A 26,757-nucleotide genomic window follows, 5' to 3' on the forward strand; every position below is an offset into this window, starting at 1 on the left:
TAGCTGATTACCCTTTTTTGCCCTTAGCACGTTCGGAGTAAGGACTGCGCAACGGCCACTGGTGCTATGGTTCAGACAGAATTGAAATATCTACAGTCAGCTTGGACATTTTCTAAACGGAGGTGGCTGTTGCAGAAGTGGTAGCCTGTTGTTGCGTGCTCTCGTAGAAAGAGGATGCAAGGCAAGAAGCAGTTTGCCGATCAAGTGGTCACCCGCTTCCGCCTCTCCGAGCGGGTGCCCGCGCATAATCTCTACCGGCGGCTCGACGAGCTGCTGGATCTAGCATTCCTCTACGAAGCCACACAGGACCTCTACAGCCACACCGGCCAGCCCTCGCTCGATCCGGTCGTCTTTTTCAAGTTGCTGCTCGTCGGCTACCTGGAAAACATCACTAGTGACCGACGCTTGCTCGAGCACTGTGCCCTGCGACTGGACATTCTCTTGTTCCTGGGCTATGAACTAGACGAAGCGTTGCCCTGGCACTCTACCGTCAGCCGCACCCGCCAACTCTATCCAGCTGCACTGTTTGAACAGCTCTTTGACCGCGTGTTCCGCTTGTGCGTGGCGCAGGGCTTGGTCGCGGGCGACACGCAAGTCGTGGACTCGGCGCCCGTGAAAGCGAATGCGTCCTTGGATAGCGTGCGTGAAAAGAAGGCCGTGCCCGCGTTGGTGCCGACCTTGACGGTCGTGGGCCACGAACCGGCTCCCGCCCCGCCGGCCGCGGCTGTTGTCTCGGCGCCCGCGCATCAACTCCGCTACGAGGCCGCGCGCAAAGCCAAGCGGCAGCAGGAGCCCAGCGGCGCCTTGGGTGCGCACCATCCCAAGGCGCGCTTGCTGAGCAACAAGACGCACTACAGTCCGACCGATCCGGAGGCACGCATCTCCGTCAAGCCCGGCAAAGCGCGCGCCTTGAACTACCTCTGTAGCCTGGCCGTGGATACGGCAAAAGGCGTCATCACGCATGTGCAAGCCGACTTAGCGGACTCCCGCGACAGCCTGCACTTACCCGGTCTGGTGCAGCGGCTACAGCACCGCCTGCGCACCCATGAGCTAGTGCTGCGCGATCTGGCGGCCGATACGGCCTACTCCAATGGCTTCAACTATGCTTTGCTTGAACACCAGGGCATCACGCCCTGGATCCCCGTTTTTGGGCGCTACAAACCCGAAGCCGAGGGGTTTACGTATCAGGCCGGTGCCGACGCCTACTGCTGCCGGGCCGATAAGCCGTTGCCGTTTCGCAAGTACAGCACCCAAGCCGACGGCGGTTGGGTCAAGCACTATCGCGCGGACTATCAGGCTTGTCAACACTGCCCGCTGAAAGCGAGCTGTGTGCCCTATGCCGACTACAAGCAACTGGTGCGCTCGGCCTTTGATGCGGCCTATCGCCGGGCATGGCTGCGCCAGCACAGCCACCAAGGCCACCACATGCGCCACGTCCGACAACGTACGGTCGCACCCGTATTTGGCAGCTTACTTCACCACTACGGCCTGCGCCGCATCCATGTATGTGGGCAAGCCGGCGCCCACAAGTCCATGCTCTTGGCCGCCGTTGCCTATAAGCTGAAAAAGCTGCTCCGCGCTCAGCCCCAGCAGCAAGTGGCAATGGCGGTGGCAGTGCCCCTGCCCTCGTCCGCATCATCCACTGGGTCACGCTACTGGCTGCGCGCCCGGCGCAATCACACGAAAGCGCCACGCAAAGGACAGCCAGTTTGAACGGGTGGTGAGTTCTGCAACAGCCACGCACCTCTTGAAACGCTACAAGCTAAAGTAAAGGGCTAGTCCCAAGCGTCAGGCTTTCTAAAAGCCCTAGGGGGAGGGGTATAGTATGTTTGCCTTGGTCGGAAAAGAGGTTGAATTCGGTAACTTGGCCGCATGCGAAAACCTGAGAGCCTCCCCGAATTCTACCAGCACCACTTCAAGGAGTTGCCCGTTGCCAGGCCCGTAGAAAGAGGACAGGTGAACGTGTTTCGGCTCGAGGACGTGCTGGCCCCCAGTGCCGAGCCGGTGCCCTACAGCCGGCGAGATTTTTATAAGATCACGCTCATCCGGGGCCGCAACTTGTACCATTACGCCGACAAGAGCCTGGCCATAACGGGGCCGACACTGCTGTTTTTCAACCCCCAGGTGCCCTACACCTGGCAACCCCTATCGGACGAGACGACCGGCTTTTTCTGCATTTTCCGCGAAGAATTCTTCCAGGGCTGGGGCAACCCGACGCTCACCGAGCTGCCGCTGTTTCAGCCCGGCAGCACCCCCGCGTACCCGCTCACGCCCGCGCAGGACGAAGAGGTGAGTGCGCTCTACGGCAAGATGCTGACGGAACTCCACTCGGATTACCCCCTCAAATACGCGCTGTTGCGCAATTACGCGTCGGAGCTGATTCACTACGCCCTCAAGCTGCGGCCTACTGACGCCCGCTACCAGCACCCCGATGCCAAATCCCGCCTGGCGGCCGTGTTTCTGGAGCTCTTGGAGCGCCAGTTTCCCATTGAGTCGCCTCGTCACCGCTTTGCCCTGCGCTCAGCCAGCGACTTTGCCCGCCACCTGGCCGTGCACGTCAACCACCTGAACCGCTGCGTACGCGACACCACCGGTAAAACCACCACCGCGCACATCGCCGAGCGCCTGGCCGGCGAAGCCCAAGCCCTGCTGCGCCACACCGACTGGAACATTGCCGAAATCGGCTACAGCCTGGGCTTCGACGAACCGGCCAACTTCACCTACTTCTTCAAGAAGCAAACGGGCGTTGCTCCTTCTGCTGTGCGCTGGGTTTGAATTGCATAAGCATCGGCTTGATTTTCATAAGTGCTAGCCGGAGGGGGATCCGACCTTTGTGGTCGTTATACACGCAACCCCCAGTCCCCTTATCACGCATGGAACATCACGTAAAAGCTCAACAAGTATGGTTTATTACCGGCGCCTCCAAAGGCTTCGGCTTGGAACTGGTGAAGCAGCTGTTACAGCAGGGCCACCAGGTGGCCGCTACTTCCCGCGACGTAGCCCAGCTGCAGGCCGTGGTGGCCACAGACGCGGCTAGCTTCCTGCCGCTGGCCGTCGACCTGAGCACGGAAGCCAGCGTGCGCCACGCCATTGCGGCGGCAGTACAACAGTTCGGTCGCCTGGATGTAGTGGTCAACAATGCCGGCTATGGCCAACTAGGTAGCCTGGAGGAAGTAAGCGACGTCGAGGCGCGCGAAAACTTTGACGTCAACGTGTTCGGCACGCTCAACGTCATCCGCCAGGCCATGCCCTATTTGCGGCAGCAGCAACGCGGCCACCTCATCAACTTCTCCTCCATTGCCGGTATCCAGGGCGGCTTCCCCGGCTGGGGCGTATACTGCGCCACCAAGTTCGCCGTCGAAGGCTTGTCCGAAGCACTGGCCGCGGAGGTCGCCCCGTTCGGGGTGAAGGTGACGGTGGTAGCGCCGGGCTACTTCCGCACCAACTTCCTGCAGTCTGGCTCTTTGAAACTGGCTTCCGACCAACTAGTAGATTACCAGCTCGTGCGCGATAATGAGGCCTACCACGACCAGGTGCGGCAAGCCAACTCCCAACTTGGGGACCCGGCCAAAGGGGCCGCCGCCCTGATTCAGCTGGCGGCCGCGCCTAACCCGCCGCTGCACCTGCTGCTCGGAGCAGACGCGTATGACATGGCCGAGGCCAAAATCCAGCACCTGGAGGACGAGATGGCCCACTGGAAGGACCGGTCGCTGGCCACCGCCGCCGAGTCGGCCGACGCGTAACCCTTCCCAGCAACGCCCCCTGGACTGGCCCGGTACTGTGGGGCCAGTCCAGGAGGGCTTCTCGTCCGAGCGAGCCAGTGAGCAGTGGAGGAAATCGGGCGTGTATCATTACTTGAACGTCGGTTGGTAAAAGAGTACCCGTTTGGCCTTGGTTCAACAGCTGATCCGGCTTTTCGCTCAACCCGACGCACGCGTTGCCGGACGACAATAAAGCGTGCTCAGCTGATGAGTTGCATCTCAGTCGGACGAACTCCCACCGGGCCGAGGTGCGTGTCGTGAAAGCCGGTGGCATATTTGAGGCCGTAGCCCAACAGCCGGTCGAAGGCGCTATGCAGTAGCAGCACGGTGCCCGCGAGCAGCAATAGGGAGGAGCCCAGCCACCAGCCGCTGACTCCCACTACCACCGCCAGGGCTTTGTGGTGGGCCAGGTTATAGCACACGGCGCCGATGCGCGGCCCGGCCAGGTAGCCGAGCAGGCTCAGGTCGGGCAGCAGAAAGGTGGCGGGCAGCACCCACCAAGCATACGGCAGGTGGGCAAAGACCAGTACAGCCAGCAGCAGTTCGGCCAGTTCTTCGAGTTTGAGGAGGTTTTTCACGGGGCAGTGGGGAAGTAGAGGAGAAAAAGAATACCCAAAGGTCCATCTCTCCACCCCCCGCCGACGATAACAATCGCTAAGAAAAACGGCCGCGCCCGTTAGTGCCCGCGCGCCACTCGCGCCCGAATCCGACTCATGGAAACCGCGGTGATGCCCAGGTAGTTGGCCACCAGGTGCTGGGGGATGCGCTCCAGGATCTTGGTCTTGCCGCTGACCAGCAGCGCTCGGTAGCGCTCCTCGGGGGAGAGCAGCAGGTGCTCGACCAGGCGTGCATCCGTACCCAGCAGATGATACTCGGCCAGCAAGCGGCCGAAGCGCTCATACACGGGGCGCTCGTCGTAGAGCTGGCGCAAGACGGCGTAGTCGAAGACGACGAGTTCGGTGTCGACCAGCGCCTGAATGCTGAGCTGACTCGGTTGCCCGGTCAGGCAGCCCGCATAGTCGCCGAGCAGGTGGTTTTCGAAGAAGAAGTACGTGGTGCGCTCCTCCCCGTTGGGGCGGGGGTAGTAGAGGCGGCAGGTGCCGCGGAGCAGCAAGGCTAGCATGGGCTGGTGCTCGCCGGCCTGCAGGAAATGCTCGCCGCGGGCGAGGTGGTGTACGCGCAGCGCCTGGGCCAGCGGCTGCCAGTCGGCGTCGGTTAACTCGGGCACGAAGCGGTGCAGGTAGGCGCGGAGCGGGTGCATAGGAGCGAGGGGGTAACAGGCCGTTTCGTTCGCCCGTGAAGATACGAACACCCCATTAGGTCTCTTCTTTCACAAAAGTTACATACTAAGGACGCTGCTGCTTAGCTCGTTACCGTGCAAGCGTTCTTTTTTATGTATAAGGGAGGCGTACAACGGCGATATGAAGGTCGAACCATACGCTGTTGCCTAATGGCCTACTGTCTATAGGCTGTGGGTGGAAGAGTACTACACGTAAGCAGTTTCACCGATACTTCTAGCATAAACGCGCATTGATAATTGAACGCTCCATCGTTAGGAAAGGGCGAATACAGCACTAAGACGACTGGCGCGAACAAAGCCACCACTATAGAAAACACGATGGTTAGCTCACCAAATTCACCCCACCTAGTTTAGCACTAGTTGACTAATTGTGCCACATGATGTTGGGCAAACCCACATGCAGTTGTCATGCCTTTGCCACCAATGCCCGTTGCAATATGAATGCGCGGATCGGGGGAAGCCTGAAAAATTTCGGCCGACTTGCTCTGGGCGTAGTAGCCGTTCCAGACGCGCTGAATGCGCCAATCGGGTAGGGTGATGATACGTTGGGCTTCGCTGAGCATCAGTTGATTGAGCGAATCAGTATTATTAAAATCCAGCCTACTACCATCCGCCACAGGTGCATACTCGTGCGTGTCGCCGATGATGATGGAGCCGTCCACAGCTTGTTTGAATAGGATATGAATGCCCCATTGGCGCAGGTCAGCATCTATCTCCTCCGCTTGAAGCGCTGCGAACGATGGGCAGGAATGGAAAGCATGGTAGCGCCGAATGGATAACCCTGTGAGCACTGAGCCGGGCAATTGCACCTGCGGGAGCGGGTAGGTAGCTAGCATTTGCAGCTTGCATAGTTGCAGGTCGCTTTGGGCAAACAGGTCCGGAAACAGCCACTGAAAATCCCGACCGTTACAGACCAGCACCTGGGTTGCTTGGTAGCGCTGACCACGCGCATCTACTACCTCCGCGGCGGCGCTGCCCGCCGTTACGTCTTGCACGGGCGTACCGGGGCGGTAGTCGAGTTGCCACCGGGCTACTAGGTAGGCCAGCAGGCGGTGGATCATCTGGTCGGGCTCGGCAGTGACTTCCTGCTCGAACAGCAAGCCGCCTACACAGTAACTAGCCTGCACAGCAGGTAGGCGCTGTTGGCATTGCGCTGGTGTGAGCAACTGCGAAGGGTAGCCTATTTCTCGGTAGCGGGCGTGCTTTTCTTCCAGCACCTGCATTTCCAACGGGGTAGAGGCCAGGTAAAGCGCGCCTGAGGGTCGAATGGAAATGTCGTATTCTGCCTGAATGGCTTTGTACGTGTCCTGGCTCACGCGGGCGTAGTCGAACCATTCCCCCTCGGCCATACCTGAAGGGATAATCTGGCCGAAGTTGCGCACCGTTGCGGCCATAGGACGGTTATCCTTTTCCAATAGCAATACCCTCAGACCGCGTTGCAGGGCAAAATAGGCGTGAAATGCGCCTAGTACCCCTGCGCCTACCACAATCAGATCATACGACTTTTCCATAGTGCTTGCGCTCATAAGAGAGCAGGCACAAACGTAAGATTAGTTAACTAATATGAAACATATAAACCGTTATGAGTTTGTTATATTTCATAACAGCGAATGGGGCACTAGATCAATCCGTGTGGCGCAGCAGGTACACTTTGAATAGCCGGGCCGGCTGGTCAGAGGTATTGCGAACGGAATGAGCCAGTAGGCCGTCGAAGTACAACGTGTCGCCGGGCGACACGGCTACTTCACCTTCTTTAAACCCGTACTGTACGGTGCCCTCCAGTACATATATAAGCTCTAGCGCATTAGTAGATAGCGGCTTGCGATATGTATTTGGATTGATAATGACTTCGTTAACGCGCAAGCTATAGTTGGCCAAGTCCTGAGAAAGCAGGTAGCGGTAGAGCAATCCTTTGGAATCGTCGCGGGTTTCGGGCCGTCCTTCCCCGGCCCGCACGAGCAGGTAGGGCGCGGCGGTTTCGCCGTTGATATTTTTTACCAGTAGCGATACGTCAACTTCCAGCGAGTTAGCAATTTCGATGAGCACGGAAAGAGAAGGTACCGTTCGGAAGTTTTCGATTTTGGACAGCAGGCCGGCCGACAGATTGCTACGCTTAGCCAGTTCGCGCAGACTCATCTTTTTCGCTTTGCGCAGTTCCAGAATCCGGACTCCAATCAAACTCAGTTTGTCATGCTTCATGCGGACAAGTTCGGAATTCAAAATATAATATACGCTTGATATTACCAGAACCTCCTACCCCTACAGAACGGTATATTTGTTTCATATTTGTAAACAATACTGTTGTTCTATGAAAACTGTACAACTTGTCGTGCTGGATATGGCTGGTACCACCGTCCGCGACCAACACGAGGTAGAAGCCTGCTTTGCACAAGCCGCCACGGCCACCGGCTTGCAAGCCTCCGCCGAGCGTATCTTGGCCGTGCAGGGCCAAGCCAAGCGGTTTGTGTTCGAGCTACTGTGGCAGGAGCAACTAGGCGCACATGCCGATGCTGCCTTACACACGCAACGAGTAGACCACTCCTACCAGGTATTCCGGGAGCTGCTGGAGGCGCACTACCGCACCGCCGAGGTAGTGCCAACCGAAGGCTGTTTAGAATTGCTGGCGTTTCTGCGTCAACAAGGTATCCGCATTGCCCTCACCACGGGTTTTTACCGCGAGGTGACAAACCTCATCCTGCGCCGTCTGCACTGGGATATTGGTCTTGATGCCCATTACCAGGGCAACGGCCAATCTATCATCGACTTATCGATTGCCAGCGACGAGGTAGCCGAAGGCCGTCCCGCCCCGCTGATGATTCAACAAGCAATGCACACGTTCGGCATCACGGACCCGCAGCACGTGTACAACGTTGGCGACACGCCTTCGGACCTAGAATCGGGCCAGCGCGCTGGGTGCGCCGGGAGCTTCGGCCTCACCAATGGGACGCATACCCATGCCCAATTGGCTGCTTGCCCGAATGACGGGTTGTTTGCGTCACTGGTGGCGTTTCAGCAGTATTTGGAGCAAGAGGTATTACCTAAACAAATTACAACTGTCCGGCGGGAGGATATTTCCTGATCAGATAGCGTGAATCGTTGCTCTCTACGCCATATACAGTTCCTAAAACGTGTACTCCCGCTGCTTACCCGCTGTTACCTGTACCGCTTCGTTAAAATTGTTGCCAGCGGGGCCACGTTGGAAAATGTACGTTCCGGGATTAAGATCATCGAATGTTAACTTATTAGTACCGGTCCCGCTTGTACCTTCATACAGTGCCGGGCCGGTTCTTAATAAGGTTTCCGTGTAAAGCGCGTAGCGGCCTGCGCCTGAAAAGGAAATGACAAGTCCGCCGGTGGTAGGTGCCGGATCATCATCCTTGCAGCCGCCGGCCAACAGAAGCACAAGGGCCGCAGGAAGAAGTTTCATTCGCCAATTAGTCTGATAACGTGGCATAATGGAGCTGATAGTGTAGTGAATGAAGTAACCAAAGTCTCATCCGTATAACTTGCTGTAAAGGTGGACCTAGATGGCCAAATATAGACTTCAATATGTGAAAACAGCAGAAGGGGTAGGGATTAATTACTTGCCCTGTGCCTTTGGCCCCGGTTTCTCGTTGGTCAGCCAGCGGTTTACGGTGTTGTGCTCACCTTCCAGCACAATTTTATAGAATTCCGCTGGATACTGCTTGCGGCTGACACTCAACGACTGCCGAGCCAGTGGCACAGTACCGAGCAAGGTGTAATGGTCTTGGCCGCCCGTTTGGAAGTCGTTAGTGGCAGTCAGCCACACCTTCACCTTTTCCGTTTTCGGCCCCAATGCTTTCCACGTAATGCGCAGACTATCGCCCGCTATTTGCACTTGTGGCTGGGCCAGCGAAACGGGGCCGAGAAGCGGCACGCCGTCCAGCTCTCGTTGCGTGGTTTGGGGTAGGGACAACTGCATAAACCGGCTGATGGTAGGCAGAATATCTACGATGGCGACGGGCTCCGGCTGCTGGGCATAAGCATTGACGTTCTTCGTGCTAACGACCACCCAAGTGGCCCGCTCCCGCGCCGACTGCCCGCCGTGGTTGCGGCCGGTTTGTGGGTCGCGGCCGTGGTCGGTAGTGAGCACCAGCAGCCAGTCTTCCTTGTACTTTTTCTGGCGGGTCTGCACGGCGTCCCACAGGCGCCCTACCTGCGCATCGAGGTAGGCAATGGCTTGTTGCTGTTGCTCACTGTCGCCGTGGCGGTGGCCCATATCATCCGTGTATTCTAAGTATACCCACGACAAATCGGGACCCTTGGCAGTCAAGGTTTTAACAGCTTCCCCCACTACCCGCTCGTCTATGGCGTGAATGTACTGGCTCTGCTTGTCGTGGGGGTAGGCGATGGTATCCAGCTCGTAGCCGTCGGCGCGGTAGTCAACACGCAGGTTGCCGGTGGCTGGTAGGCCTTCGCCTACCAGCTTGGTGCGGTTGTCGAGCCAGGTAGAGAAGATGGCGGTTTTCTTGGTGGGCTGCTGGTCTTTCAGCAGACGAAAAATGGTTTTATACTGGTAATTAGGCGCTTTAATGCTGTTGCCCCATACATTGTGCTTGTAGCCCCAGGTGCCCGTGAGCAGGTTGTTGTAGCCGGGCGCGGAAATGGTAGGCGTCTCGGTGTAGGTGCCTTGGTCCCCGCCCACGTGGGCGCGCAGGTAGGTGCCGGCGGCTATAACCTTGCGAATGTTCGGCACCGAGGCCTTTTCGATAACGTCGGCCGGAATGCCATCGGCAATGATGAACACTACTTTGGGGCTGCGCTGCTGGGCAGTTGCAACGTGTGTGAGCAGCACAGCACACACAAATAGAAGACTCTTTTTCATGGTATTAGCAAGCGGTGCTTACAGCGTTACTTCCGAGAACCACTCCCCGCAACGCTTCCCACGGGCTTGCCCGTGGCGGGGGTAGGGGCGTAGTTCAGGCCCAGTAGCTGGGCCAAGGTAGCCGCTACTTGGTTTTGGTAAAGCTGCCCGGTGCGGGCTTCGCCCGAGGCTGGTGTGTCGGGGCCAAGAGCAGCCATCCAGATCTGGTCGGCACCGGGGATGTCGGCGCCGTGGCTGCGCCACTTCTCGGCGGCGGCGGCCCCGCGGCCGTGGTCGGTGGTAATAAGCAGGGTAGTTTTGCCTTTATACTGCGGGTCGCTTTGCAGGTAGTCCCACAATTGGCGCAGGAACTCATCGGTGTAGTGGGCGGCGTGCAGGTAGGCGCCGTACTCGCCGGCATGGGCAAACTCGTCGGTATCGCCAAAACCGATGTAGAGCACCCGCGGCTTTTTGCGCTTCAGGTAGGCCTGAGCGTATTGGTCGGTGAACGAGTCGAGGCGCTCGGTACCGAATGGGCTAGGCGTGGTCGGCAGCATCTCGTTCAGCAGCTGCTCCTGGGGCGAGAGGCCGGGGCCGGGCACAGGGTCCATGCCGGCATTCACGGGTAGGCCGCTGCGCTTGGCATTGAGGATGGCCGGGTACACGTCCCAAGACCCAAAGGCTGCTACCTGGCCGCGAAAGGCCGGCTGCTGGTTCAACCACTCCAGCACCGACACATTGGGGTTGGGCAACGGGTCGTTGCTGTGAATGCGGGCGTTGTCGGCGGCACCGGTCAGGATTTCGTTGTAGCCGGGGTAGGAAAACCACTGGTTGTTGGTCACATTCACCAGGCTGCCAGCGTCGCGGTTGCCGTGGAGCTGGCCCTGCTTGGCAACGGTTCCCCACAGAAAAGGCATCAGCGCTTGGCGTCGCTGCACGGCTGTACCTTGCCCAAACTCCTTGCGCAGAGCAGTTTGGTCAGCATAGTAGTGCTTGCTTTGGCGAAACAGGCTGGTATCAGCCCCGCCAAACACTTCCTGCCAGCGCATGCCGTCCAGGGTCACCAACACCACGTTTTCGGTGCGGTGCTTGGGCGTTTGGGCGTTGGCAGCGGTTAGGCTGAGGCTCAGTAGCAGCGGGAGAAAGAAACGAGTGCGGTGCATGGTAGGCAGGAGTGAGGTGTCGTGAAGAAAAAAAGCCCGCCATGCTGAACAAAGTCGACGCATGACGGGCTAGCTAGGTAGTAATTATTTCAGCAGGTACATCGCGCCGTTGATGTCGTCGTTGCCACCGTACTGGCTGGTTAGTGCTGCCTGGTAGTTGTCGGTATTGGCCGTTTGCTCGGAGGTAGGGTAGCGAAAGCGCAGCGCAATGCGGCCGCTGTTGCCGGTGCCAGGGCCGGTAGAGAAGGCCGGTACGCCGGTACGCCGGTAGGTGTAGTAGCCTTCCAGGCCCGAGTGGCGGAACAAAGCCAGGTACTTCTGTTGCAAAATCTTGGTGAGGCCGTCGGCCCCGGCTGCATACTGCACGCTGGGCTGGGCGTAGTAGGTGGCGTAGTTCACGGGCACCACGTAGGTGTCGTAGTTGCTAAGCACTTTCACGTCAGTGGCGCCGGGGCGATAGAAATAGGCCGTGTAGGTGCCGCTAGTAGGTAGGTCGTAGGAGGCCATGGATGCCTGAATGCCCGCTGTGTAGTAGCTCTCGGCGTTGCCACTGGCCCAACCCCGATTGATACCTTCGGCGAGGTTGAAGCACAGCTCGGGGTAGCCCAATTGGATACTAGGCTCGCCGGTGAGGGTGCGGAAGTAGCGGTAGCGGTTCAGGAAAGAATAGCGCCCCTGGCCGGCGTTGTTGTACATCACACCCATATCAAGGCCAGGGTCAGCACCCACGAACGACGCAAAATCGGTTGGGCTCTGCTTGAGGTTATCGACGTAGTAGCGGGCGGGCTCGCAGGTGGCGTACACGCGCGGGTCGTGCAGTTGCGTGAGCAGGCCTACGTAGGTGGCGGCCATGTTCTTGCGCGAGCCATCCTGACCAAAGTTGCGGTTGTTGTTGGGATAGAAGTTGTTGGTGGCCTCCACGTAGGTGTACTGCAAGTTGTCGGCGTTGCTGGCCATGAGCGGGTACTTGGCGGGGTCGCCCACAATGGCCGCAAACTGCCCGGCAATGTTAAGGTCAGCGTCGCCGTTTTTCTTGCTCAGCTCTATTAGCAAGCGCACGCGCAGGGTGTTCACGGTGCGCTGCCACTTGCGCAGGTCGCCGCCGTGGTAGATGTCGCCGCTCACCGTGGTGGTGCCGCCCGCAATGAGCGCCCCGAGGTCGGTGTTAGCGGTTTCCAGCCACTTGAAAGCCTGTACAAACACGGCTTTCTGCGGGTCGTAGGCGGGTGTCAGGTTTTCGCTGCCCAGCAGGGCCTGGCTCTGGGGCACGTCGCCCATTTGCAGGCTCATGCGGGTGAAGAGGTAGGCCCGGAAGAAGTTACCCAGTGCGGCGTAGGGGTTCACGGCCGGCGAACCCACCGCCAGGGCCTGCTGCTCCATCAGGTCCACGTTTTTGAGGGTCGTGTAGTAGGCGGTGCCGCTACCAAAATCGTAGCGGTTGTTGCCGTAGTAGTCGTAGTTGTGCAGGTAGTACTGGCCCCACACCTCGTACTGGCTGTTGGGGGCTTCATACACGTTGTTGAGCACGCCCGTGAGCAGTAGCGCCGCAGGCACGGCGTTGGGCTTGTTCTCGTTGATAGTCAGCTCGTCGAGCGTTTTGTCGCAGCTCGTGGCACCGAGGGTTAGCAGCCCCAGCAGCGCCGCAGTTTGGAAGATCTTTTTCATTGTAGCAGAGCCGGGGAAGTTAGAAGGTAGCGTTCAAGTTCAGGCCGTAGCTGCGCACGGTAGGCGACTGCAAGCCCGTGGAGCCGGTGGCGTAGTTGTACTGGTCGAGGTCGATGTCCTTGAAGCGCTTGTCGCCATAGAAATACAGCAGATTGCGACCGATAAGCGATACCGAAACTCGCTGAATAAACGAATCACCGAGCAGCGTGCGCGGCAGGTCGTAGCTGACGGTGACTTCGCGCAGCTTGCCGAACGTCTTGCTCATCAGGCTCGCCTCATCCACGCCATAGTAGCGGCTCACGTAGTCCTGCACGAAGACCTTGGTAGTATTAGGTGAAAATTGCAGGGCTTCGCCGTTGAGGATGGCCCCCGTGCGCGAGTCGTAGTTGATGCGCGCTTCGTTGGCTATGACCACGCCTTCGCCTACGTAGCTGCCCGTGTAGCCTTGTACGCCATACTGCTGCCAGTCCTGGTAGCGGGCGTCGCCGAGGGCGCCTTCGGCGGTGAGGGCGTTGCGGCCGCCGCGCATCGTTTGGCGGAACATATAGTCGGTAGTCACGCCGCCCACCGCGCCGTCAAACTGGAAGGCCAAGCTTAACGACTTGTAATGCAGCTTGTTGTAGAGGCTCCAGTTAAACTTGTTGTTCATGTAACCCAGTTGCTGCGCCACGGGGTTAGCCAGCGGCTTGCCTCCCGCGTCGTTCACAATCTGCCCATCGGGCGAGCGCACAAACGCACTGGTGCGCAGGATGTCGGTACGGTCGCCTACCTGGTAAAAGGTGTTGTAGAAGTCCTGGCCGGCCGGCAGCTCTAGGTAGGTTTCCCGGAAGGTCGACCAGTTGGCTAGCACGTCCCACCCGAAGTTGGTGGTTTGCACGGGCGTCCCAGTCACGCTCACTTCGTAGCCTGTTTTCTTGGTTTTCAGAGCGTTTACGTACTGCGTCGTAAAGCCCGTGGCTGTCGATACGGGGTTAGGTAGCACCCGCGGCCCGTCGATGTACTGAAACGCCGTGGCGCTCAAGCCTAGGCGGTTGCCCAAAAATTTGATGTCAAAGCCCTGCTCGAAGTTCACGCGGGTTGTGGTCTTCAGGTTCTGGGCCAGCAGGTTGTCGGTGCCGTATCCCGCCGTTTGGTTATTGTAAGGCTTGCTGGTCGAGTAGGGCGAGGTCAGGGAGTAGTCGGGGCCATTGTAGGGCGAAGTGTACACGTTGCCATAGCCCAGAGGATTGGTAAAAAGTGAGTTGCCAGCACTACCACCCAGGGCCGTAATTGAGTTGAACGGCGCCGGCCCAATGGTAGGCGACGTGGCATCGGCCCGCACGTTGGCAAAGGAGCCGCGCAGCTTCAGGAAGGAAATGGCATTTGGCAGCCCACCGATGTAGTCAGAAAGCACCGTGGCCACCGACACGCTGGGGTAGTAGTAGGTGGTAGGCGTCTGGAAAGCCGACGACTTATCGACGCGGCCCGTGGTCGAGAGGGTAGCGTAGCGGCCCAGCGAGGCATCGAGCGAGTAGTAGGCACTCAGCACCCGCATCTGCGAGTTGAAGCTCGTGCCCTGCACCGGGTTCAGCGAGTTGCTGAACGCGTACACTTCCGGCACGTTGAGGTAGTCGGTCGACGCCCAGTTGGAGTTGTAGGTGAAATTGCGAACGTTGCCACCCAGCAGGCCGCTGATATTGAAGAACTTCTGGTTTCCTAGGTCGTAGTTGAAGTTCAGGAAGCCCTCCGTGTTGTTGTCGAACAGGTTGCGACGGTCTTCGCGGTAGTCGCCCTGGTTGCCCTCGCGGCCGTAGGGGTGCGCCGAAAACGGCATCTTTTCGGTGCGCAGCAAATTGTAGGTACTGATTTGGGTGCGCAGCGTGGCGCTCAGATGGTCGTCAATTTTGAAGTTGCCGGTGAGGTAGGCGTAGGTATCGTTTTTATAGTGTCCGCGCGTCCATTTCTTCACCATCAGCCAGGGATTGTGGTAGCGCTGGTACTCAGCAAACACCGATTGCACGCCTACCTGCCCCGGCTGCCAAATGCCTCGGATGTCGGGCGCGTTCACGTCCCAGTCGGCCCCGGTCCAGATGCCCACGTTGTAGAGCAGACTGTTGGGGCCGTAGTCTATGTCGGGGAAGTTGTCGGTAAACTGGCGGTTGAAGTTGACGTTGGCCTCCAGCTTGATGCGCGGGCTGGGGTTAAAACCACCGTACAAGTTGAAGTTGACGATGTTGAGCCCGTTGTTGGGGATGTAGCTGTTCTGCGTTTGCTGCGACACCGAAAAGCGCGTGGTGTACGTATCGCCGGTGGCGCTCAGGGCCACGCTGTTGTTGGTCTGAAAGCCCGTGCGCAGGAAGTTCTTGAGGTTGTCTTTGCCCCGCGCTACCCAAGGCGTACCCTGCCGCACCCCGTTCACGATGGGCGAATCATACTGCGGAATCAGCTGCCCCGCAAAGTAGGGGCCCCACACGTCGTAGTCGCCATCCACGCCGCCAGGGGCGCCGCCCTTGCCATTCACAAACTCGTAGCGCGTGCCTCCACCCGGCCCGTAGGAGTATTGCAGGCGCGGAAACGCTAAAAAGCCCGACTGAATAACGTTGCTACTGTTCAGCTCTACTGTAAAGCCTTTCTTGTTTTTGTTGCCTTTCTTGGTGGTAATCAGAATAGCACCGTTCTGTGCGCGGTTGCCATACAGGGCCGCCGCCGCGGGGCCTTTCAGCACGGTATAGGTTTCGATATCGTCGGGGCTGATGTTCCAGGTATCGGTGTTGATGGGAAAGCCATCGACCACGTACAGCGACACCGTATTGCCCCGAATGGCTACGTTGGGCGCCCGCAGCAGCTCGGCCGACGGGCCTACTGATAAGCCTGCTACCTTACCCACCAGACCAGAAATCGGGTTGGGGTCGCGGGCTCGCACGAGGTCCTCGCCGTTCACTTCCTGCACCGCATAGCCAATCTTGCGGGTTTCCTTCTTCACGCCCAAGGCCGTTACCACCACTTCGTCCAGTGCTTTGGTATCGGTAGGGAGCGTCACGGTAATGTTCTGCTTGGTGCCCACGGTCACGTCTTGTGGCACCGAGCCCACGAAGCGAAACTGGAGCACGTCGCCGGGAGCAGCGTCGAGGGTGAAACGGCCGTCGCTGCCGGTGGTGGTGCCGCGGGTAGTGCCCTTCAGCAGTACACTCACGCCGGGCAGGGGCTCCTTGTGCTCATCGGTCACGGTGCCGCCAATGGTGCCCTGCGCCCGTAGCAGGGTAGGCACCAACAGCAAGAGCAGGACCACGAGGATCTGCTGGTAAAGAGTTTTCATAAGAGAGTTTTGGAGGTGAGGAGTCGGGTAGAAAGCAGCCTAAAGCGCCGACGAGGGCAGCGTTTCGGACTGGTAGCGCAAGTGGCGTAAGGCCATATCTTTCAAGTGATTCAGGTCGCCCACAGGTAAGTGTTCCTGCTTGGCCTGGTCGTCCCACTGCCGCATTCGGATGATGATATCCGCGTCGGCGTCCTGTTCGAAGGTAGCGGCCTCAGCAGCCGTCATGGGGCCGCCCTGGAAGCCCAGCGTAGCCTGGCTGGCGGGGGAAAGCTGCCGCAGATATTCGGGGTAGCGGTAGGTGAGGTAGCGCTTGGCCAGCACGTGGCTTTCTACCAGCCGGGCCACACGCTCGGCAAAGCCACAGCCCCGCAGATAGTCGGCACCTAGCTTTTCGTGGTTCACAACCCCGAAGCCATTCATGGACTCGGTGTGCTGCTCCTGCTGGGCGCATAGGTGGCCTAGGTCGTGGAAAAATGCAGCCAGCACTACCTCGTCATCATAGCCCTCGGCTTCGGCCAGCAGGGCGGCTTGCCACATATGCTCCAGCTGCGACACCGGCTCACCGATGTAGTCATCGTCACCAAATCGATAGTACAGGGCAAACAGGTGTTCTACCGTTGCCGCCGGGTTTTCAGTAGCCATCATAGCAGGTAGGGAAGAGACGGGCAGTAAGTAGGTCTGCCAGGTAGCCTAATGAATGCAGGTAGGGAAATACCGAGGCCACGCAAGCAAAGGCGCAGCAAGAAAAATGGCCTCGTTACGAGCTGAAAATGAGGTAAATGAAAGGATGAAGCTCGTGCTAACGGCTCAGCCTAGTCCTATTTCTTGAAGGCAAAGTTCAACCTCGTCAGTCGGAAAAAAGTCACCAATTAGTCACTAAATTGTTAACTAATTGTGTGCAATAGTTTCTTATAAGGCAACATTGTTTCACTGACTAACTATGCCGCGTGGCGCTCCTGTGTGCGGTAAAAAACTAGGGCTGCTCCAGCGGAAGCCGCTGCCACTACTGCCAGCGCCAAGAAGGTGTAGCTCCAGCCATAATACTCGGCCAGTGCACCCGTAAGCCACAAGGCTCCTGTGCCTCCTACGTACCCCACTGCATCTACCAAACCCGACGCCGTTGCCGCGCCTTGGCGTCCGCCTACATCCAGCGACATAGCGCCAGCCAAGAAAGAGTAAGGACCTAGTAGTAATAGTCCTGCCAATGAGAGCAGAATCAAGGGTAGCAAGCTGTTAGTAGTAGGCTGGGCCATGGCCAGCAACACGGGTAGGAGCAACACGCAGGCCCCACCAATAAGAGGCCCCCGTTGGCCCCGGAGCCAGCGGTCAGAAGCGTAGCCGGCTCCTAGAATGGAGAGCATACCGCAAAGCGAATACAGCGCACTGTACTGCGAGGCAGCGCCCTCCGAAAAGTGTGCCGCCTCTACCAAGTACAGCGGCAACCAGAAGCTCAAGGATTCGCGCAGGGCCGTCAGACCGAAGGACAGCACCAGCATGAGCAGAAAAGACTTGCTCCGAAAATAAGGCCGCAGCAAAGCAGCCAGGGAAGCCGGTTCAGTAGGGGTAGCACCAGAAGCCGTGAATACATTCACGGGGCTGGCTGGTGGCGCGGGTACGCCTACGCTTTCTGGGCTACTAGGCAGGCGATACCAATTGATGAGCGCCACCGCTGCCAAAATAGCAGCGGCCACCATAAATAGTCCACGCCAACTCAACCCGGCTGCCAGCAGCTGACCCAACAGTAGCTTCGCTACGATGTCGCCTACTAAGTAGCTTAAGCTCAACAGAGCCATAATACGACCGTAGGAATGGTAAGAAAACCAATTGGCTGTAGTCTTCACCAACCCGGCCCATCCCATGGACTGCACCAACCGATTGACAGCCCACGCCCCAAAGAATACGGCTAGGCCCTGCCCCAGACCAAATACCACCGTAGCCACCACGGCCCCAATCATACCTAGTAAGAAGACCTTCTTGCCGCCTAAAAAGTCGCCCAGCACACCGTTTACTACCTTACCCCCCGCATAAAACAGGACGCCTACCGAAGCAATTTGGCCCAGTACTTCTTTGTTGAGCCCCTGCCCACCAAACTCCCGAATGAGCAGCGGGGCAACAATAGCCAGGTTGGAGCGGCACAGGTAGTACGCGCTGTAGCCCACAAACAGGTGAAGGGCCGTGCGACGTTGCCACTGCAGCAGGGAAGTATGAGGAAGGGTAGCAAGCATGGCCGAAGAAGAAGGTCAGGATGCGGCCATCACCACCGCAGTTAACCCGGGGGCTCGTACACTTCCTTACCGTTACAGTCGGTAAACTTCCCAGTTTCAGCACAAAAGGGCGTTGCCTGTAAATTGCTTATTTGTTAACAAATTATGTTAAAAAGTATATTATAAGTAAACAGTGAAGCACTGTTGACAGGAGGTAGAAACAACTCATACAATTATTCGAAGGCTATTCCTCGTGGTTTACGATGTGCCTAAAACAAAATAAGCAGGACTTGCAGTAGACAACGAATCAACTTTCACTACTACTAGAGCCCGGTTCGACACAGCTATTTCTGTCATCCTAATACGCTACTTACTGGCCTAAAGTAGCAAGCAAGCGCACGTCGTTTCAGACGAAACAAAGCCGTCAGAAACAAAAGCAACCCAAGCCAAAGAGCAAGCGCTCAAAAAACGATCTGTTGTCAGAAAACACACGCAACGCCATTCGAAGGGGGTCTCCGCCGCCGATTCGATAAGCGTAGCTCAACTGCTTTCTTGCGCACCGTAGATCGCATGAAAGCGGAAAGTGGTGCAGCGCAATCCAGATAAAGGGCAATTAGTGTATGATAGATAGATTTTGAGGCGTCCCTGCGTTGCGTGGTTTCCCAGGGCTGCTTTCCAGACGTAACAATTTCTTGATGTGGACAGTACGGCGCTCACCCGCCGCACCCCGTTGGATACACAATTCCCCTCACCTCCGGTAGTTGCCCCCTATGCCGTCGTCTGTTCTATCCATTAGCCTACTGGCCGTCAGCGGGCTCGTCCTTTTCTTATACGCCGTGAGCCGCTTAGCGCTAGCCCTACGGCACGTGGCTGGTGAGCGGGTCAAGCACTACCTCGACCGCTTTACCAAGACGGTGCCCATAGCCATTCTAACCGGCACAGTGGTGACTACCCTACTCGACTCCTCCTCCGTGGTCATCATCTTAGCCATTGCCCTGGTGAGTGCCGGGGCCCTTCCGTTCCGCAATTCGTTAGGCGTTGTGCTCGGGGCGAACATTGGCACAACCATTTCCAGCCAACTATTCGCCTTTGATTTGGGCCAGTATGCGGTGGTAGTCATGCTGCCCGGTTTACTGCTATTGTCGCTGAGCAAGAAACGTCAGGGCCGCACCATAGGCCGGGCCCTGTTCTGTTTCGGCTTGCTGTTTTTTAGCTTATTTCTGATTGGCGAAGCAGCCGCCCCGCTCAAGGAGTATGACGGGGTGCAGGCATGGCTGCTGAAGTTGGAGCATCCTGTGCGCGGGGCGGGCGCAGGGGCGCTGGTAACACTCGTGATTCAGTCCTCATCGGCTACGTTGGGCATGGTCATTAAGCTAGCCGGCAAGGGCCTACTTTCCTTGCCCGCGGGTATTGCCGTCATGCTTGGAGCCGAGCTAGGCACTTGCTCTGATACCCTGCTGGCTACCATTGGCCGGGGGCGGGCGGCGCTAAAAACCGGCCTGTTTCACCTGGGCTTCAATCTGCTCTCCATTGGGGCGGGGCTGTTGCTCATTGCGCCGTTTACGGCCCTGGTACTGCGGGTGGCGGGGCACGCCGATGTCGCACGCCAAATTGCGCACGCGCACGTGTTGTTCAACGTAGCGGGCGTACTGGTATTTGCTCCGCTGGTGCCACTGTGCCAACGCTTGCTGGACGGATGGCTGCCTGACGAAACAGCATCACTGCCCGCGGCGCTAGCCCCATCGGCGTAAGCTAGCGCTGTAAATAGCATTGGGGCTGACCTAGCCGCGCATCGCAATGGGCTATCAGCGGCGCCGTTCACGCGCAACGCCGGGAGCGCCTCGGCCCTGCTGGGGGCCACTCGAATGACCGGCGCGTTGGCCTCCGTGGGCGTGAGCGTGCTCAGTAACCACACCGCCGTGCCCATGGTCGGGATTATGGCGGGCACCTCGGCGCTGGCCCTACTGCTGCTACTCGTTGGCCGCCGACAGATTACCGAGCAGGTAGCAGTGCCGGTCGGCCAGCTCGCCGAGCCAGTCCACTAGCCATTGCTGTTCGTCCCCGTTTAGGCAGTATGGGGGGACCATCCAGCTGTTAGTACTGCGGGCTGACCCGATTGGCTGCTTACTCATACACAACTTGCTGCGCATCAGACAAGGAGTTGATAAAATCAACTAGGGCTTGCCGCTCCGCTGGGCTGAGATTCAACCGGTCTTCGGCTAGGGTTTGGGTAGGCACGGATAGGCCCAGGCCCGCGCCGCCACCTTGGTCGTAGAAGTCGATTACCTGCTCCAGGGTCTGATACACGCCGTTGTGCATGTAGGGCGCGGTGAGGGCCGCATTGCGAACGGTAGGCGTTTTGAACGCGTGCTTCTGGTGCACAATGCCATAGAGCAGAAACTTGCCGGGGTCGGCATCCAACATCGGAGACTGGGCATCGGCAGTGGCTGGTACACCCAGTACTTCGCTTTCCGTTTTTTCGTAGAGGGGCGGCACGGCCCCGTTGAACAGCGGCATGTAGTGGCAGGTGCCGCACTGCGCTTTGCCCATAAAGAGGTTGAAGCCGAGCACCTCCGAAGCGTTGAGCGCAGTGGTGTCGCCCCGCATGTACTGGTCGAAGCGGCTGTTCAGGCGGACCAGCGACCGGACGTAGGCCGCTACGGCACGCCGGATGTTGCGCTCCGACACGGGTTGTTTTTCAGTGGCAAACGCCTGCGCGAACAGCTTTGCATACGCGCCTTTCTTGCGTAGCAAGGTAGGGGCCTCGCTTAGGTGACCACCCATCTCGGCCTTGTTGGATATAACAGCGTGCACTTGATCTTCCAGGAAATGCACCCGGCTGTCGTAGAACTGATCGGGCTGCAAGGCTGCGTTGAGCAGCGTGGGCGTGTTGCGCTCCAACCCCGCATCTGCCAGCAACGAGCGGTTCACTTTCAGGCCGTCGGTGTAGGCTCGCTCGGGCTCGTGGCAACTGACACACGAGCGGCCCGCACTGCCCGAAAGCAGCGGTTCCTTGAACAGGGCTGCGCCTAATTTTAGGACGGCCGGCGTGGGCGTGGCCGCGTCTGCGGGGGCGAAAAAGGAAGCGTCGAATGCATCGGCCACAAAGTAGCCGGCCGCATCTGCCCGCACTGCGCGCTTCGCTGCCACAAATGGGATGTGCAGCTGCGCTTGTACTTGCCGAAGCGTTGCCAGCGCCGGGTTGAAATAGCGCACGAAGAACCGGGCGCGGTCGAAGCGGTTGAAATCCTGCGCAGGAGCGGCAACGGCGGCTTCACAATGGGCCAGTTGTGTGGTTAGCGCGGCCGGCACGTCGAACATGGCCAGTACGTCGCGGCTGGCTTTCAAAGTCGCGGCGGCTTCGGGTAGCGAGGCGTGCGCTACGGGAGAGTCGAAGCCGGATACGCCCTTGGCCGCCAGCCGGTAGAGGTTGAGCCGCACGGCATCAAACACCTCCGCATCGGTAAAGGCCAGGTAGGAAGCCTGCTGCTCTAAGTGGCGCACCTGGTAGAGCAGATTATCGATTTCCTGGTATACCAACTCGCGGTTGGCGCGGGTGTCGGGGGCTGCGTATATGTACTCTTCCAACACCTGAAACCCCGAGGGGGGAATGACCTCTCCCGGTTCGCCGGGTTCGGTTTCGGGTAGGGGCGCACCATTGATGCGCGAGGCGGCATGGGGGTAATAGTATTCGATGGCAAACTCCAGCTGTTTGTACTCCTGCCGGCAAGCGGCAAACTGGGCGCGCAACGTTACTGCATCTGCCTGTGGGGCCATTTGCTGAAAAGCGGTCAGGGCAGTATGTAGCTGACGCAGATGGGTGGTGTAGTGTTCCTTCACCTGCTCAGTCGGACTTTTGTGCAAGACGGCAAACGAGAACAACCCTGCCGCTACCAGCAGCAGCAGCGGACGGGCAACCGCCCGAAACCAAGAAAAACGAATACTCATTGAAAGTAGAGGGTAGCACCCGGCAGCGCGGCTACGGCCTGCCGGCGGGCTTCCGGGGTGAAGGCGTTGTTCTTGACAATGACCGTTTTCAGCTTTTTGAGCTTGCGCACCGAGCGGGGTAGGGCCGTCAGCTGGTTGTCATTGGCAATCAGGATTTCCAGGTTCTGGAGCCGGCCCAAGTGTTTAGGGAGAGCGGTGAGCTGGTTACCGGAAACAATCAGCACTTTCAAGGCTTGGCAGCCTCCTAGGCTCGCTGGGAGCTGTTCCAGCTGGTTGTTCGATACGTTCAGCTCCTCTAGCTTCCCCAGCGCCCCCAACTGGCTGGGCAGGCGCTGGAGCTTGTTGTCGTTCAGATACACGTAGCGAAGACTGCCCAGCTTGCGCATCGACTCCGGCAAGAAAAGCAGCTGGTTGTTGGACACGTCCACGTATTCCAACGCCGCCAGCTCGCCCAACTGGTCGGGTAGGGAGGTGAAGTTGTTGTAGCCACCCACGAGAAAACGCAGGCTGTCCAAGCCGCCAATGCTGGGTGGCAGCTCCGTGAGGTTGTTCTGGTCTATTTGCAGTTGTTGCAGCCGGTGCAGCTGACCAATGGTCGTCGGCAACGTCAGAAGACTATTTTTATTCAAGAACAATACCCGCAGACTGTCGAGTTGGGTGAGGGCTTCGGGCAGCTGACGCAAGTGGTTTTCGTGCGCGTACAAGCGTTGCAAATGAGGAAGTTGGCCTACACTGGCCGGCAGGAGCTCCAGGCTCTGGCCACGCACATTCAGTTCCCGAACGCAGCCCGGACGGCTCAGCGCATCCGGAAGCGTAAAAGCGGTAGGGGTAGCGCACTGCGCCAAACACGTGTTGCCCTGCAAGACTTGCAGGGCAACACCGAGTAAAAGCGAAACGAAAATACGGGCTACCCTCACTGCTTGATGAAGGGGCGAGTAGTGGTAGTAGTAGCCGTCTTAATCACCAGATAATACTGTTCGCTCTGGAGCGCACTAACGGGTAGCGTCAGGGTGTTTACGCCCTTCTTAAGCTCCACGGCCTGTTCCAATACGAGCTTTCCTACCCGGTTCCGTACTTGCATCGTGGCTGCCTCTGGCCGAGGATGGGTTATTTGCACGTTCATTTCCGCGCCGCTCACCGGGTTTGGATACACATCCACCGCTACCTGCTGCTGGGAAGTCTTCTTTTTCGTTGCTTTGCCAAGCACCTCTTTGCGCGCAATAACCAGGGCCGTGGACTTGTTGAACACGACCTCTTGACCAGCAGCGTCAACCATCACCTCCGTGTTGTTAGCGCTAGGGCGCTGCATAGAGATAAACATAAACTGCTCATCGGGTGACAAGGTCATGCCTGTGGGCTCGCAGCCGGCGGGGGTAACGGCAAACAGTTCAACGGCGGGAGTAGCCGGGGTGTGCGACGCCCGAATCAGCCACACGTGGTTGCGGCCGCCATCCTGCAGCACATACAGGTTGCCCTTCGAGTCGAACGTCAGGTTGTCGTTGCCGGTACGCCACAATTCCGACACCTCGCCGGAACCGTAGTTGATGGTGTAGGCTTGGTTGGGATTTGTAGGCGTGTTGCCCGCGAAAATCTCGAAATCACTAACGGTAGTGCCTTCGTTGCCTGAATCGGTGAAGCGGTAGATCGTACCGGGACCTTTCGCCGTGAAGTAAATTTGGTGAGTTACTGGGTTGATTTCGAGGTCTTCCACGCCGTTGAAGCTGGTGGCTCCCAATGCCCGCGCTAAGTCCGTAGTATTGCTGCACTCGGCAGGTGTGCTGTTCGGCACTTGCAACCACGTGCCGGTAGTAGCCGTCCCAATTTTACCACTGAGTTTCAGTACGTAAAGCGTACCATTAGCTAATTGGCCGGCTTGGTCGCTCACGTATTTGTACACGAAGCTATTTGTCGAGCCGTGGTCGGCGCCTTCGTATACCGTGCGCTGGTCGGGGGCTACCACGATGTTTTCGTGCTTAATCCGGCCCATGCGCCAGAGCTTATCGGGCGTACCGTCGCCGTCGTGGTCCTTTACCGAGTGGGTAGCCGGGTCTATTTCCACGTTCCAGCCAAAGTCGAGGTAGCCGTCGCCGTTGCTATCGGTGGGGGCAGTCGGCGTATTTTCTTCGCACGTAACCACGGTTCGCCATGGGGTAACACCCCCCGAACAGTTGTTGTAGGTGCCTACCACTGGGCCAAAGTCAACGGCATTTTTCGCCGTTACATCCCAAAGTTGCTTCCCTTGATTGAAGTCCAGGTTCAGCATGCTCACGCCCGAGGTAGCCGTCGAGGAACCTTCGTGGTTGATGGACAAGTAGCCTTGGGCGTTATGATCCTGGCCAAAAGCGCTGTTTCCTTTGTTGTCGGATTTACCGCTGTAGATAGGCACGTATCCCGTGAAGTCAAAGGCTTCCTTGATCACGCCATCGGCGGCTTGCGAGTAGGGAGAGCCCGCTTGTACCAGCATTTGGAAAGTATGCGTGGCCGGGATGCGCAGTATCTGCTGCTGCGTGGAGGGCTCAACGGATGTAAACTGACTGATATCGGTGCTGCCTTTTTTTGCAGCGTTGCCCTGGGCTACGGCTTGTCCGCTGCCAAGTAAGGCGGCCAAAAGAAAAGTAGATGTGTGTTTCATAGGTGCGTTCTAGGTCGTTGAATTGAGGCCGCAAATACAAAACGTACTGTTTCTTCTGGTTTATAGCTAGATTACCGTTGTGTGAATTAATGGAGTTGCCCGAGCTTGAGGTGGTTGGGTAAATCTAGACAGAATAGGGCCTTATCTTTCGAATGTCATGAAAGACAGCCCTCAACCAGCCAAACGCCGCTGCTACGATGCGGCCTTTCGCGCCGAAGCGTTGCGCTTGGCTAGCGAAAGCCGCTTGACGCAAGCTGCTGCGCGCCTTGAACCTTCACAACCTATAAATTGTCGTATGACGTCCTATGTTTGAGCGGAAGCTTAAACATAGGATAGGACGAACGCACGATTGTGTTGTGATACTACCAGTGTTCGTGGTAGGGCGTCCCACGCAAGGAGCTGGTGAAAAATACACGAACGATGGTGGCATGATGGCCACCATCGTTCGATTGCCTTAGCAGGCGGGCGGAAGAAAAGCACGTGGGCTTTCTGCGAGGAACCAACTACTGATCAACTGATGTGTACCAGCGAGTGCTGCGGCGTTCCGCTAGGGGGGGGCAGTGTGGTACTACGGGCCTATTATCGGGCTCTACCCGTACATAAACGTTGAGGCAAGTACTACTAAAAACTTGTACATGATGTATGTATGCGTTATGTACGTGCGGTAGCACTCTCGCTCCTAATCCGTTTCTGTGCAAAGGGGAGGGTGCTACCGCTCTAGCTCTCTCGCCCTACTTTTCTCTTGCCGCTTGTCTGTTTAATGTTCTTTCGTGCCCCCTAGGGGAGTAGGCGTTCTGCTCTGGCTCCGGAACGCGGCCAGCAGAAAAGCTTGGGTTCGGGCAACCCCTCTTCCCTTGGCTGCATGCCTGTACCCATCTGCTAACCTATTCGCTAACACCTCCCTACTATGTCCTTTCGTATCAAGCCCTCGTTAAGACTCGTGCTTTTCCCGCTCTTGTTGGCGGCCAGCAGCCTGTTTGCCCAAACCAGCAAGCCCGACGCGAAGCCCTCCAAGGAGGTGGTGCAGTATCTGACTGACCTTCAACAGATCATTAAGAAGAACGCGCTTTATGCAGATTCAATCGATTGGGCGCAGCTGCGAAAGCAGGTCAAGGAAAAGTCACAAGGTATGGCAACCGTCGCAGAATGTCAGCCCGTCATCGACCATATCATGAGCACGCTGCGCAACGCGGGCGACAAGCATTCTCATTTCTATCCGAGAATAGAAGCAGCGACCTTAACTTCTCCGAGCTACGCGGGCCAGCCAGCCGAAAGCCGGTACTTGGGCGACGGCGTCGGGTACATAAAAATACCAGAATTCACGTCCATGGAGGCCTCGGTCGGACAGACCTTCGCTCAGAGCATCCAACGCCAGTTGGCGGCGCTGCAAACTCAATACCCACTCACGGGGTGGGTGGTCGATCTGCGCCAGAATACAGGTGGTAATATGAACCCCATGATCGCGGGGCTCCAAACCCTGCTGGGCGAGGGAATCTACGCGTACGATGTTACCCCACGGCGTACGTTGATGAAGGGACTACCCCGCTACCATTGGAGCGAAAAAGAACCGCAACCCAGCGCCGGGGCGGCGGCAGCAACGCCGCAGCGGATAGCGATTCTAATTGATTCGCTGACGGCGAGTAGCGGCGAGATGGTCGCCATTTCCTTGATGGGGCGTGACAACGCCCGGGTCTTTGGCCAGCCATCGGCGGGCTATACGACCGCGAACCAGGACTTCAAGCTGTCGGATGGGGCGTACTTGTTACTGGCAGCCGGCTACCGAATGGATAGAACCCGCAAGCCCTATTTGCATAACATCATGCCGGATGTAGTGGTGGAGTATTCGCCGAAGGATACCCCAGATAAGACGATCGAAGCCGCCCAAAGATGGTTGCAGGAGGCCAAGTAGGGGTGCTTTTTAAAGGAAGTCCGTTAGCAAGAGCGAAGATTCGCTTTGTATCATT

At 58.0% G+C, this 26,757-nt stretch carries 21 protein-coding genes; 7 read left to right on the top strand and 14 right to left on the bottom strand.

All coding sequences use genetic code 11. The features are described from left to right. The first annotated feature begins 174 nt into the window (after nucleotides 1-174). The 3 genes from J4D97_RS16740 (at nucleotide 175) to J4D97_RS16750 (ending at nucleotide 3,743) form a co-directional block, all read left to right on the top strand. Nucleotides 175-1,713 carry an IS1182 family transposase gene (locus J4D97_RS16740; RefSeq protein ID WP_243900368.1) on the top strand — a complete coding sequence of 513 codons (1,539 nt, stop codon included), beginning with the start codon at nucleotides 175-177 and terminating at the stop codon, nucleotides 1,711-1,713. Nucleotides 1,714-1,872: 159 nt separating this feature from the next. After that, nucleotides 1,873-2,775 (top strand): helix-turn-helix domain-containing protein, encoded by a 903-nt coding sequence (locus J4D97_RS16745; RefSeq protein ID WP_208308569.1) that lies wholly within the window; start codon nucleotides 1,873-1,875, stop codon nucleotides 2,773-2,775. A gap of 98 nt (nucleotides 2,776-2,873) precedes the next feature. Next, a complete protein-coding gene (locus J4D97_RS16750; protein ID WP_208308570.1) occupies nucleotides 2,874-3,743 on the top strand; it encodes an oxidoreductase in 870 nt (289 codons plus the stop codon). A 218-nt stretch (nucleotides 3,744-3,961) separates the two neighbouring features. On the opposite strand, the gene J4D97_RS16755 is transcribed toward J4D97_RS16750, so the two are convergent. The 4 genes from J4D97_RS16755 to J4D97_RS16770 all read right to left on the bottom strand — a co-directional run bounded on the left by J4D97_RS16755 (nucleotide 3,962) and on the right by J4D97_RS16770 (nucleotide 7,260). Then, nucleotides 3,962-4,339, bottom strand: a complete 378-nt coding sequence (locus J4D97_RS16755) for a DUF4260 domain-containing protein (protein WP_208308571.1) — start codon at nucleotides 4,337-4,339, stop codon at nucleotides 3,962-3,964. 98 nt (nucleotides 4,340-4,437) lie between these two features. Beyond that, nucleotides 4,438-5,022 (bottom strand): Crp/Fnr family transcriptional regulator, encoded by a 585-nt coding sequence (locus tag J4D97_RS16760; RefSeq protein WP_208308572.1) that lies wholly within the window; start codon nucleotides 5,020-5,022, stop codon nucleotides 4,438-4,440. Nucleotides 5,023-5,417: 395 nt separating this feature from the next. Then, nucleotides 5,418-6,587 (bottom strand): TIGR03364 family FAD-dependent oxidoreductase, encoded by a 1,170-nt coding sequence (locus tag J4D97_RS16765; RefSeq protein ID WP_243900369.1) that lies wholly within the window; start codon nucleotides 6,585-6,587, stop codon nucleotides 5,418-5,420. A 97-nt stretch (nucleotides 6,588-6,684) separates the two neighbouring features. Next, on the bottom strand, nucleotides 6,685-7,260 hold the full coding sequence (locus tag J4D97_RS16770) for a helix-turn-helix domain-containing protein (protein ID WP_208308573.1): 576 nt from the start codon (nucleotides 7,258-7,260) through the stop codon (nucleotides 6,685-6,687). 109 nt (nucleotides 7,261-7,369) lie between these two features. Between J4D97_RS16770 and J4D97_RS16775 the strand changes: the two genes are divergently transcribed. Further along, nucleotides 7,370-8,140 (top strand): HAD family hydrolase, encoded by a 771-nt coding sequence (locus J4D97_RS16775; protein ID WP_208308574.1) that lies wholly within the window; start codon nucleotides 7,370-7,372, stop codon nucleotides 8,138-8,140. A gap of 42 nt (nucleotides 8,141-8,182) precedes the next feature. Here J4D97_RS16775 and J4D97_RS16780 read toward each other — a convergent pair whose 3' ends face one another. From J4D97_RS16780 to J4D97_RS16810, 7 genes are all read right to left on the bottom strand, one after another. Next, the gene (locus J4D97_RS16780; protein WP_208308575.1) at nucleotides 8,183-8,488 is read right to left on the bottom strand and encodes a hypothetical protein; all 306 of its coding nucleotides are present in this window, start codon (nucleotides 8,486-8,488) and stop codon (nucleotides 8,183-8,185) included. Between the two features lie 153 nt (nucleotides 8,489-8,641). Then, entirely contained in the window at nucleotides 8,642-9,907 is a 1,266-nt protein-coding gene (locus J4D97_RS16785; RefSeq protein WP_208308576.1) for an alkaline phosphatase family protein, read from the bottom strand. A 26-nt stretch (nucleotides 9,908-9,933) separates the two neighbouring features. Next, a complete protein-coding gene (locus J4D97_RS16790; protein ID WP_208308577.1) occupies nucleotides 9,934-11,049 on the bottom strand; it encodes a sulfatase-like hydrolase/transferase in 1,116 nt (371 codons plus the stop codon). A gap of 84 nt (nucleotides 11,050-11,133) precedes the next feature. Then, a complete protein-coding gene (locus tag J4D97_RS16795) occupies nucleotides 11,134-12,714 on the bottom strand; it encodes a SusD/RagB family nutrient-binding outer membrane lipoprotein (protein ID WP_208308578.1) in 1,581 nt (526 codons plus the stop codon). A 19-nt stretch (nucleotides 12,715-12,733) separates the two neighbouring features. Next, nucleotides 12,734-16,009: a SusC/RagA family TonB-linked outer membrane protein gene (locus tag J4D97_RS16800; protein WP_208308579.1), complete on the bottom strand. Its 3,276-nt coding sequence runs from the start codon at nucleotides 16,007-16,009 to the stop codon at nucleotides 12,734-12,736. Nucleotides 16,010-16,048: 39 nt separating this feature from the next. Beyond that, entirely contained in the window at nucleotides 16,049-16,654 is a 606-nt protein-coding gene (locus J4D97_RS16805; RefSeq protein WP_243900370.1) for a phosphonate degradation HD-domain oxygenase, read from the bottom strand. Nucleotides 16,655-16,947: 293 nt separating this feature from the next. After that, on the bottom strand, nucleotides 16,948-18,234 hold the full coding sequence (locus J4D97_RS16810) for an MFS transporter (protein ID WP_208308580.1): 1,287 nt from the start codon (nucleotides 18,232-18,234) through the stop codon (nucleotides 16,948-16,950). Between the two features lie 749 nt (nucleotides 18,235-18,983). Between J4D97_RS16810 and J4D97_RS16815 the strand changes: the two genes are divergently transcribed. Continuing rightward, the gene (locus J4D97_RS16815) at nucleotides 18,984-19,964 is read left to right on the top strand and encodes a Na/Pi cotransporter family protein (RefSeq protein ID WP_208308581.1); all 981 of its coding nucleotides are present in this window, start codon (nucleotides 18,984-18,986) and stop codon (nucleotides 19,962-19,964) included. Nucleotides 19,965-20,078: 114 nt separating this feature from the next. Further along, a complete protein-coding gene (locus J4D97_RS16820; protein WP_185284809.1) occupies nucleotides 20,079-20,258 on the top strand; it encodes a hypothetical protein in 180 nt (59 codons plus the stop codon). A 79-nt stretch (nucleotides 20,259-20,337) separates the two neighbouring features. On the opposite strand, the gene J4D97_RS16825 is transcribed toward J4D97_RS16820, so the two are convergent. Genes J4D97_RS16825 through J4D97_RS16835 form a run of 3 tightly spaced genes read right to left on the bottom strand, consistent with a single transcriptional unit; the run spans nucleotide 20,338 to nucleotide 24,769 of the window. Continuing rightward, entirely contained in the window at nucleotides 20,338-22,161 is a 1,824-nt protein-coding gene (locus J4D97_RS16825; RefSeq protein ID WP_208308582.1) for a cytochrome-c peroxidase, read from the bottom strand. Continuing rightward, nucleotides 22,158-23,078, bottom strand: a complete 921-nt coding sequence (locus J4D97_RS23890; RefSeq protein WP_208308583.1) for a leucine-rich repeat domain-containing protein — start codon at nucleotides 23,076-23,078, stop codon at nucleotides 22,158-22,160. Before J4D97_RS23890 ends, J4D97_RS16825 begins: the two co-directional genes overlap by 4 nt. Next, on the bottom strand, nucleotides 23,075-24,769 hold the full coding sequence (locus J4D97_RS16835) for an alkaline phosphatase PhoX (protein WP_208308584.1): 1,695 nt from the start codon (nucleotides 24,767-24,769) through the stop codon (nucleotides 23,075-23,077). The genes J4D97_RS23890 and J4D97_RS16835 overlap by 4 nt, the downstream gene beginning before the upstream one ends. Nucleotides 24,770-25,700: 931 nt before the next feature. On the opposite strand from J4D97_RS16835, the gene J4D97_RS16840 reads away from it, so the two are divergent. Next, a complete protein-coding gene (locus J4D97_RS16840; RefSeq protein WP_208308585.1) occupies nucleotides 25,701-26,702 on the top strand; it encodes a S41 family peptidase in 1,002 nt (333 codons plus the stop codon). Nucleotides 26,703-26,757 lie beyond the last annotated feature (55 nt).

Origin of the sequence: Hymenobacter defluvii, assembly GCF_017589435.1 — a bacterium.
GTDB classification, from domain to species: Bacteria; Bacteroidota; Bacteroidia; order Cytophagales; family Hymenobacteraceae; genus Hymenobacter; species Hymenobacter profundi.

Coding starts and splice junctions, on each gene's coding strand:
- J4D97_RS16740 (WP_243900368.1), top strand. CDS start 175: ATGCAAGGCAAGAAGCAGTTTGCCGATCAAGTGGTCACCCGCTTCCGC.
- J4D97_RS16795 (WP_208308578.1), bottom strand. CDS start 12,714: ATGAAAAAGATCTTCCAAACTGCGGCGCTGCTGGGGCTGCTAACCCTC.
- J4D97_RS16785 (WP_208308576.1), bottom strand. CDS start 9,907: ATGAAAAAGAGTCTTCTATTTGTGTGTGCTGTGCTGCTCACACACGTT.
- J4D97_RS16805 (WP_243900370.1), bottom strand. CDS start 16,654: ATGATGGCTACTGAAAACCCGGCGGCAACGGTAGAACACCTGTTTGCC.
- J4D97_RS16820 (WP_185284809.1), top strand. CDS start 20,079: ATGACCGGCGCGTTGGCCTCCGTGGGCGTGAGCGTGCTCAGTAACCAC.
- J4D97_RS16750 (WP_208308570.1), top strand. CDS start 2,874: ATGGAACATCACGTAAAAGCTCAACAAGTATGGTTTATTACCGGCGCC.
- J4D97_RS16760 (WP_208308572.1), bottom strand. CDS start 5,022: ATGCACCCGCTCCGCGCCTACCTGCACCGCTTCGTGCCCGAGTTAACC.
- J4D97_RS16815 (WP_208308581.1), top strand. CDS start 18,984: ATGCCGTCGTCTGTTCTATCCATTAGCCTACTGGCCGTCAGCGGGCTC.
- J4D97_RS16825 (WP_208308582.1), bottom strand. CDS start 22,161: ATGAGTATTCGTTTTTCTTGGTTTCGGGCGGTTGCCCGTCCGCTGCTG.
- J4D97_RS16790 (WP_208308577.1), bottom strand. CDS start 11,049: ATGCACCGCACTCGTTTCTTTCTCCCGCTGCTACTGAGCCTCAGCCTA.
- J4D97_RS16800 (WP_208308579.1), bottom strand. CDS start 16,009: ATGAAAACTCTTTACCAGCAGATCCTCGTGGTCCTGCTCTTGCTGTTG.
- J4D97_RS16765 (WP_243900369.1), bottom strand. CDS start 6,587: ATGAGCGCAAGCACTATGGAAAAGTCGTATGATCTGATTGTGGTAGGC.
- J4D97_RS16775 (WP_208308574.1), top strand. CDS start 7,370: ATGAAAACTGTACAACTTGTCGTGCTGGATATGGCTGGTACCACCGTC.
- J4D97_RS16745 (WP_208308569.1), top strand. CDS start 1,873: ATGCGAAAACCTGAGAGCCTCCCCGAATTCTACCAGCACCACTTCAAG.
- J4D97_RS16840 (WP_208308585.1), top strand. CDS start 25,701: ATGTCCTTTCGTATCAAGCCCTCGTTAAGACTCGTGCTTTTCCCGCTC.
- J4D97_RS16770 (WP_208308573.1), bottom strand. CDS start 7,260: ATGAAGCATGACAAACTGAGTTTGATTGGAGTCCGGATTCTGGAACTG.
- J4D97_RS16810 (WP_208308580.1), bottom strand. CDS start 18,234: ATGCTTGCTACCCTTCCTCATACTTCCCTGCTGCAGTGGCAACGTCGC.
- J4D97_RS16780 (WP_208308575.1), bottom strand. CDS start 8,488: ATGAAACTTCTTCCTGCGGCCCTTGTGCTTCTGTTGGCCGGCGGCTGC.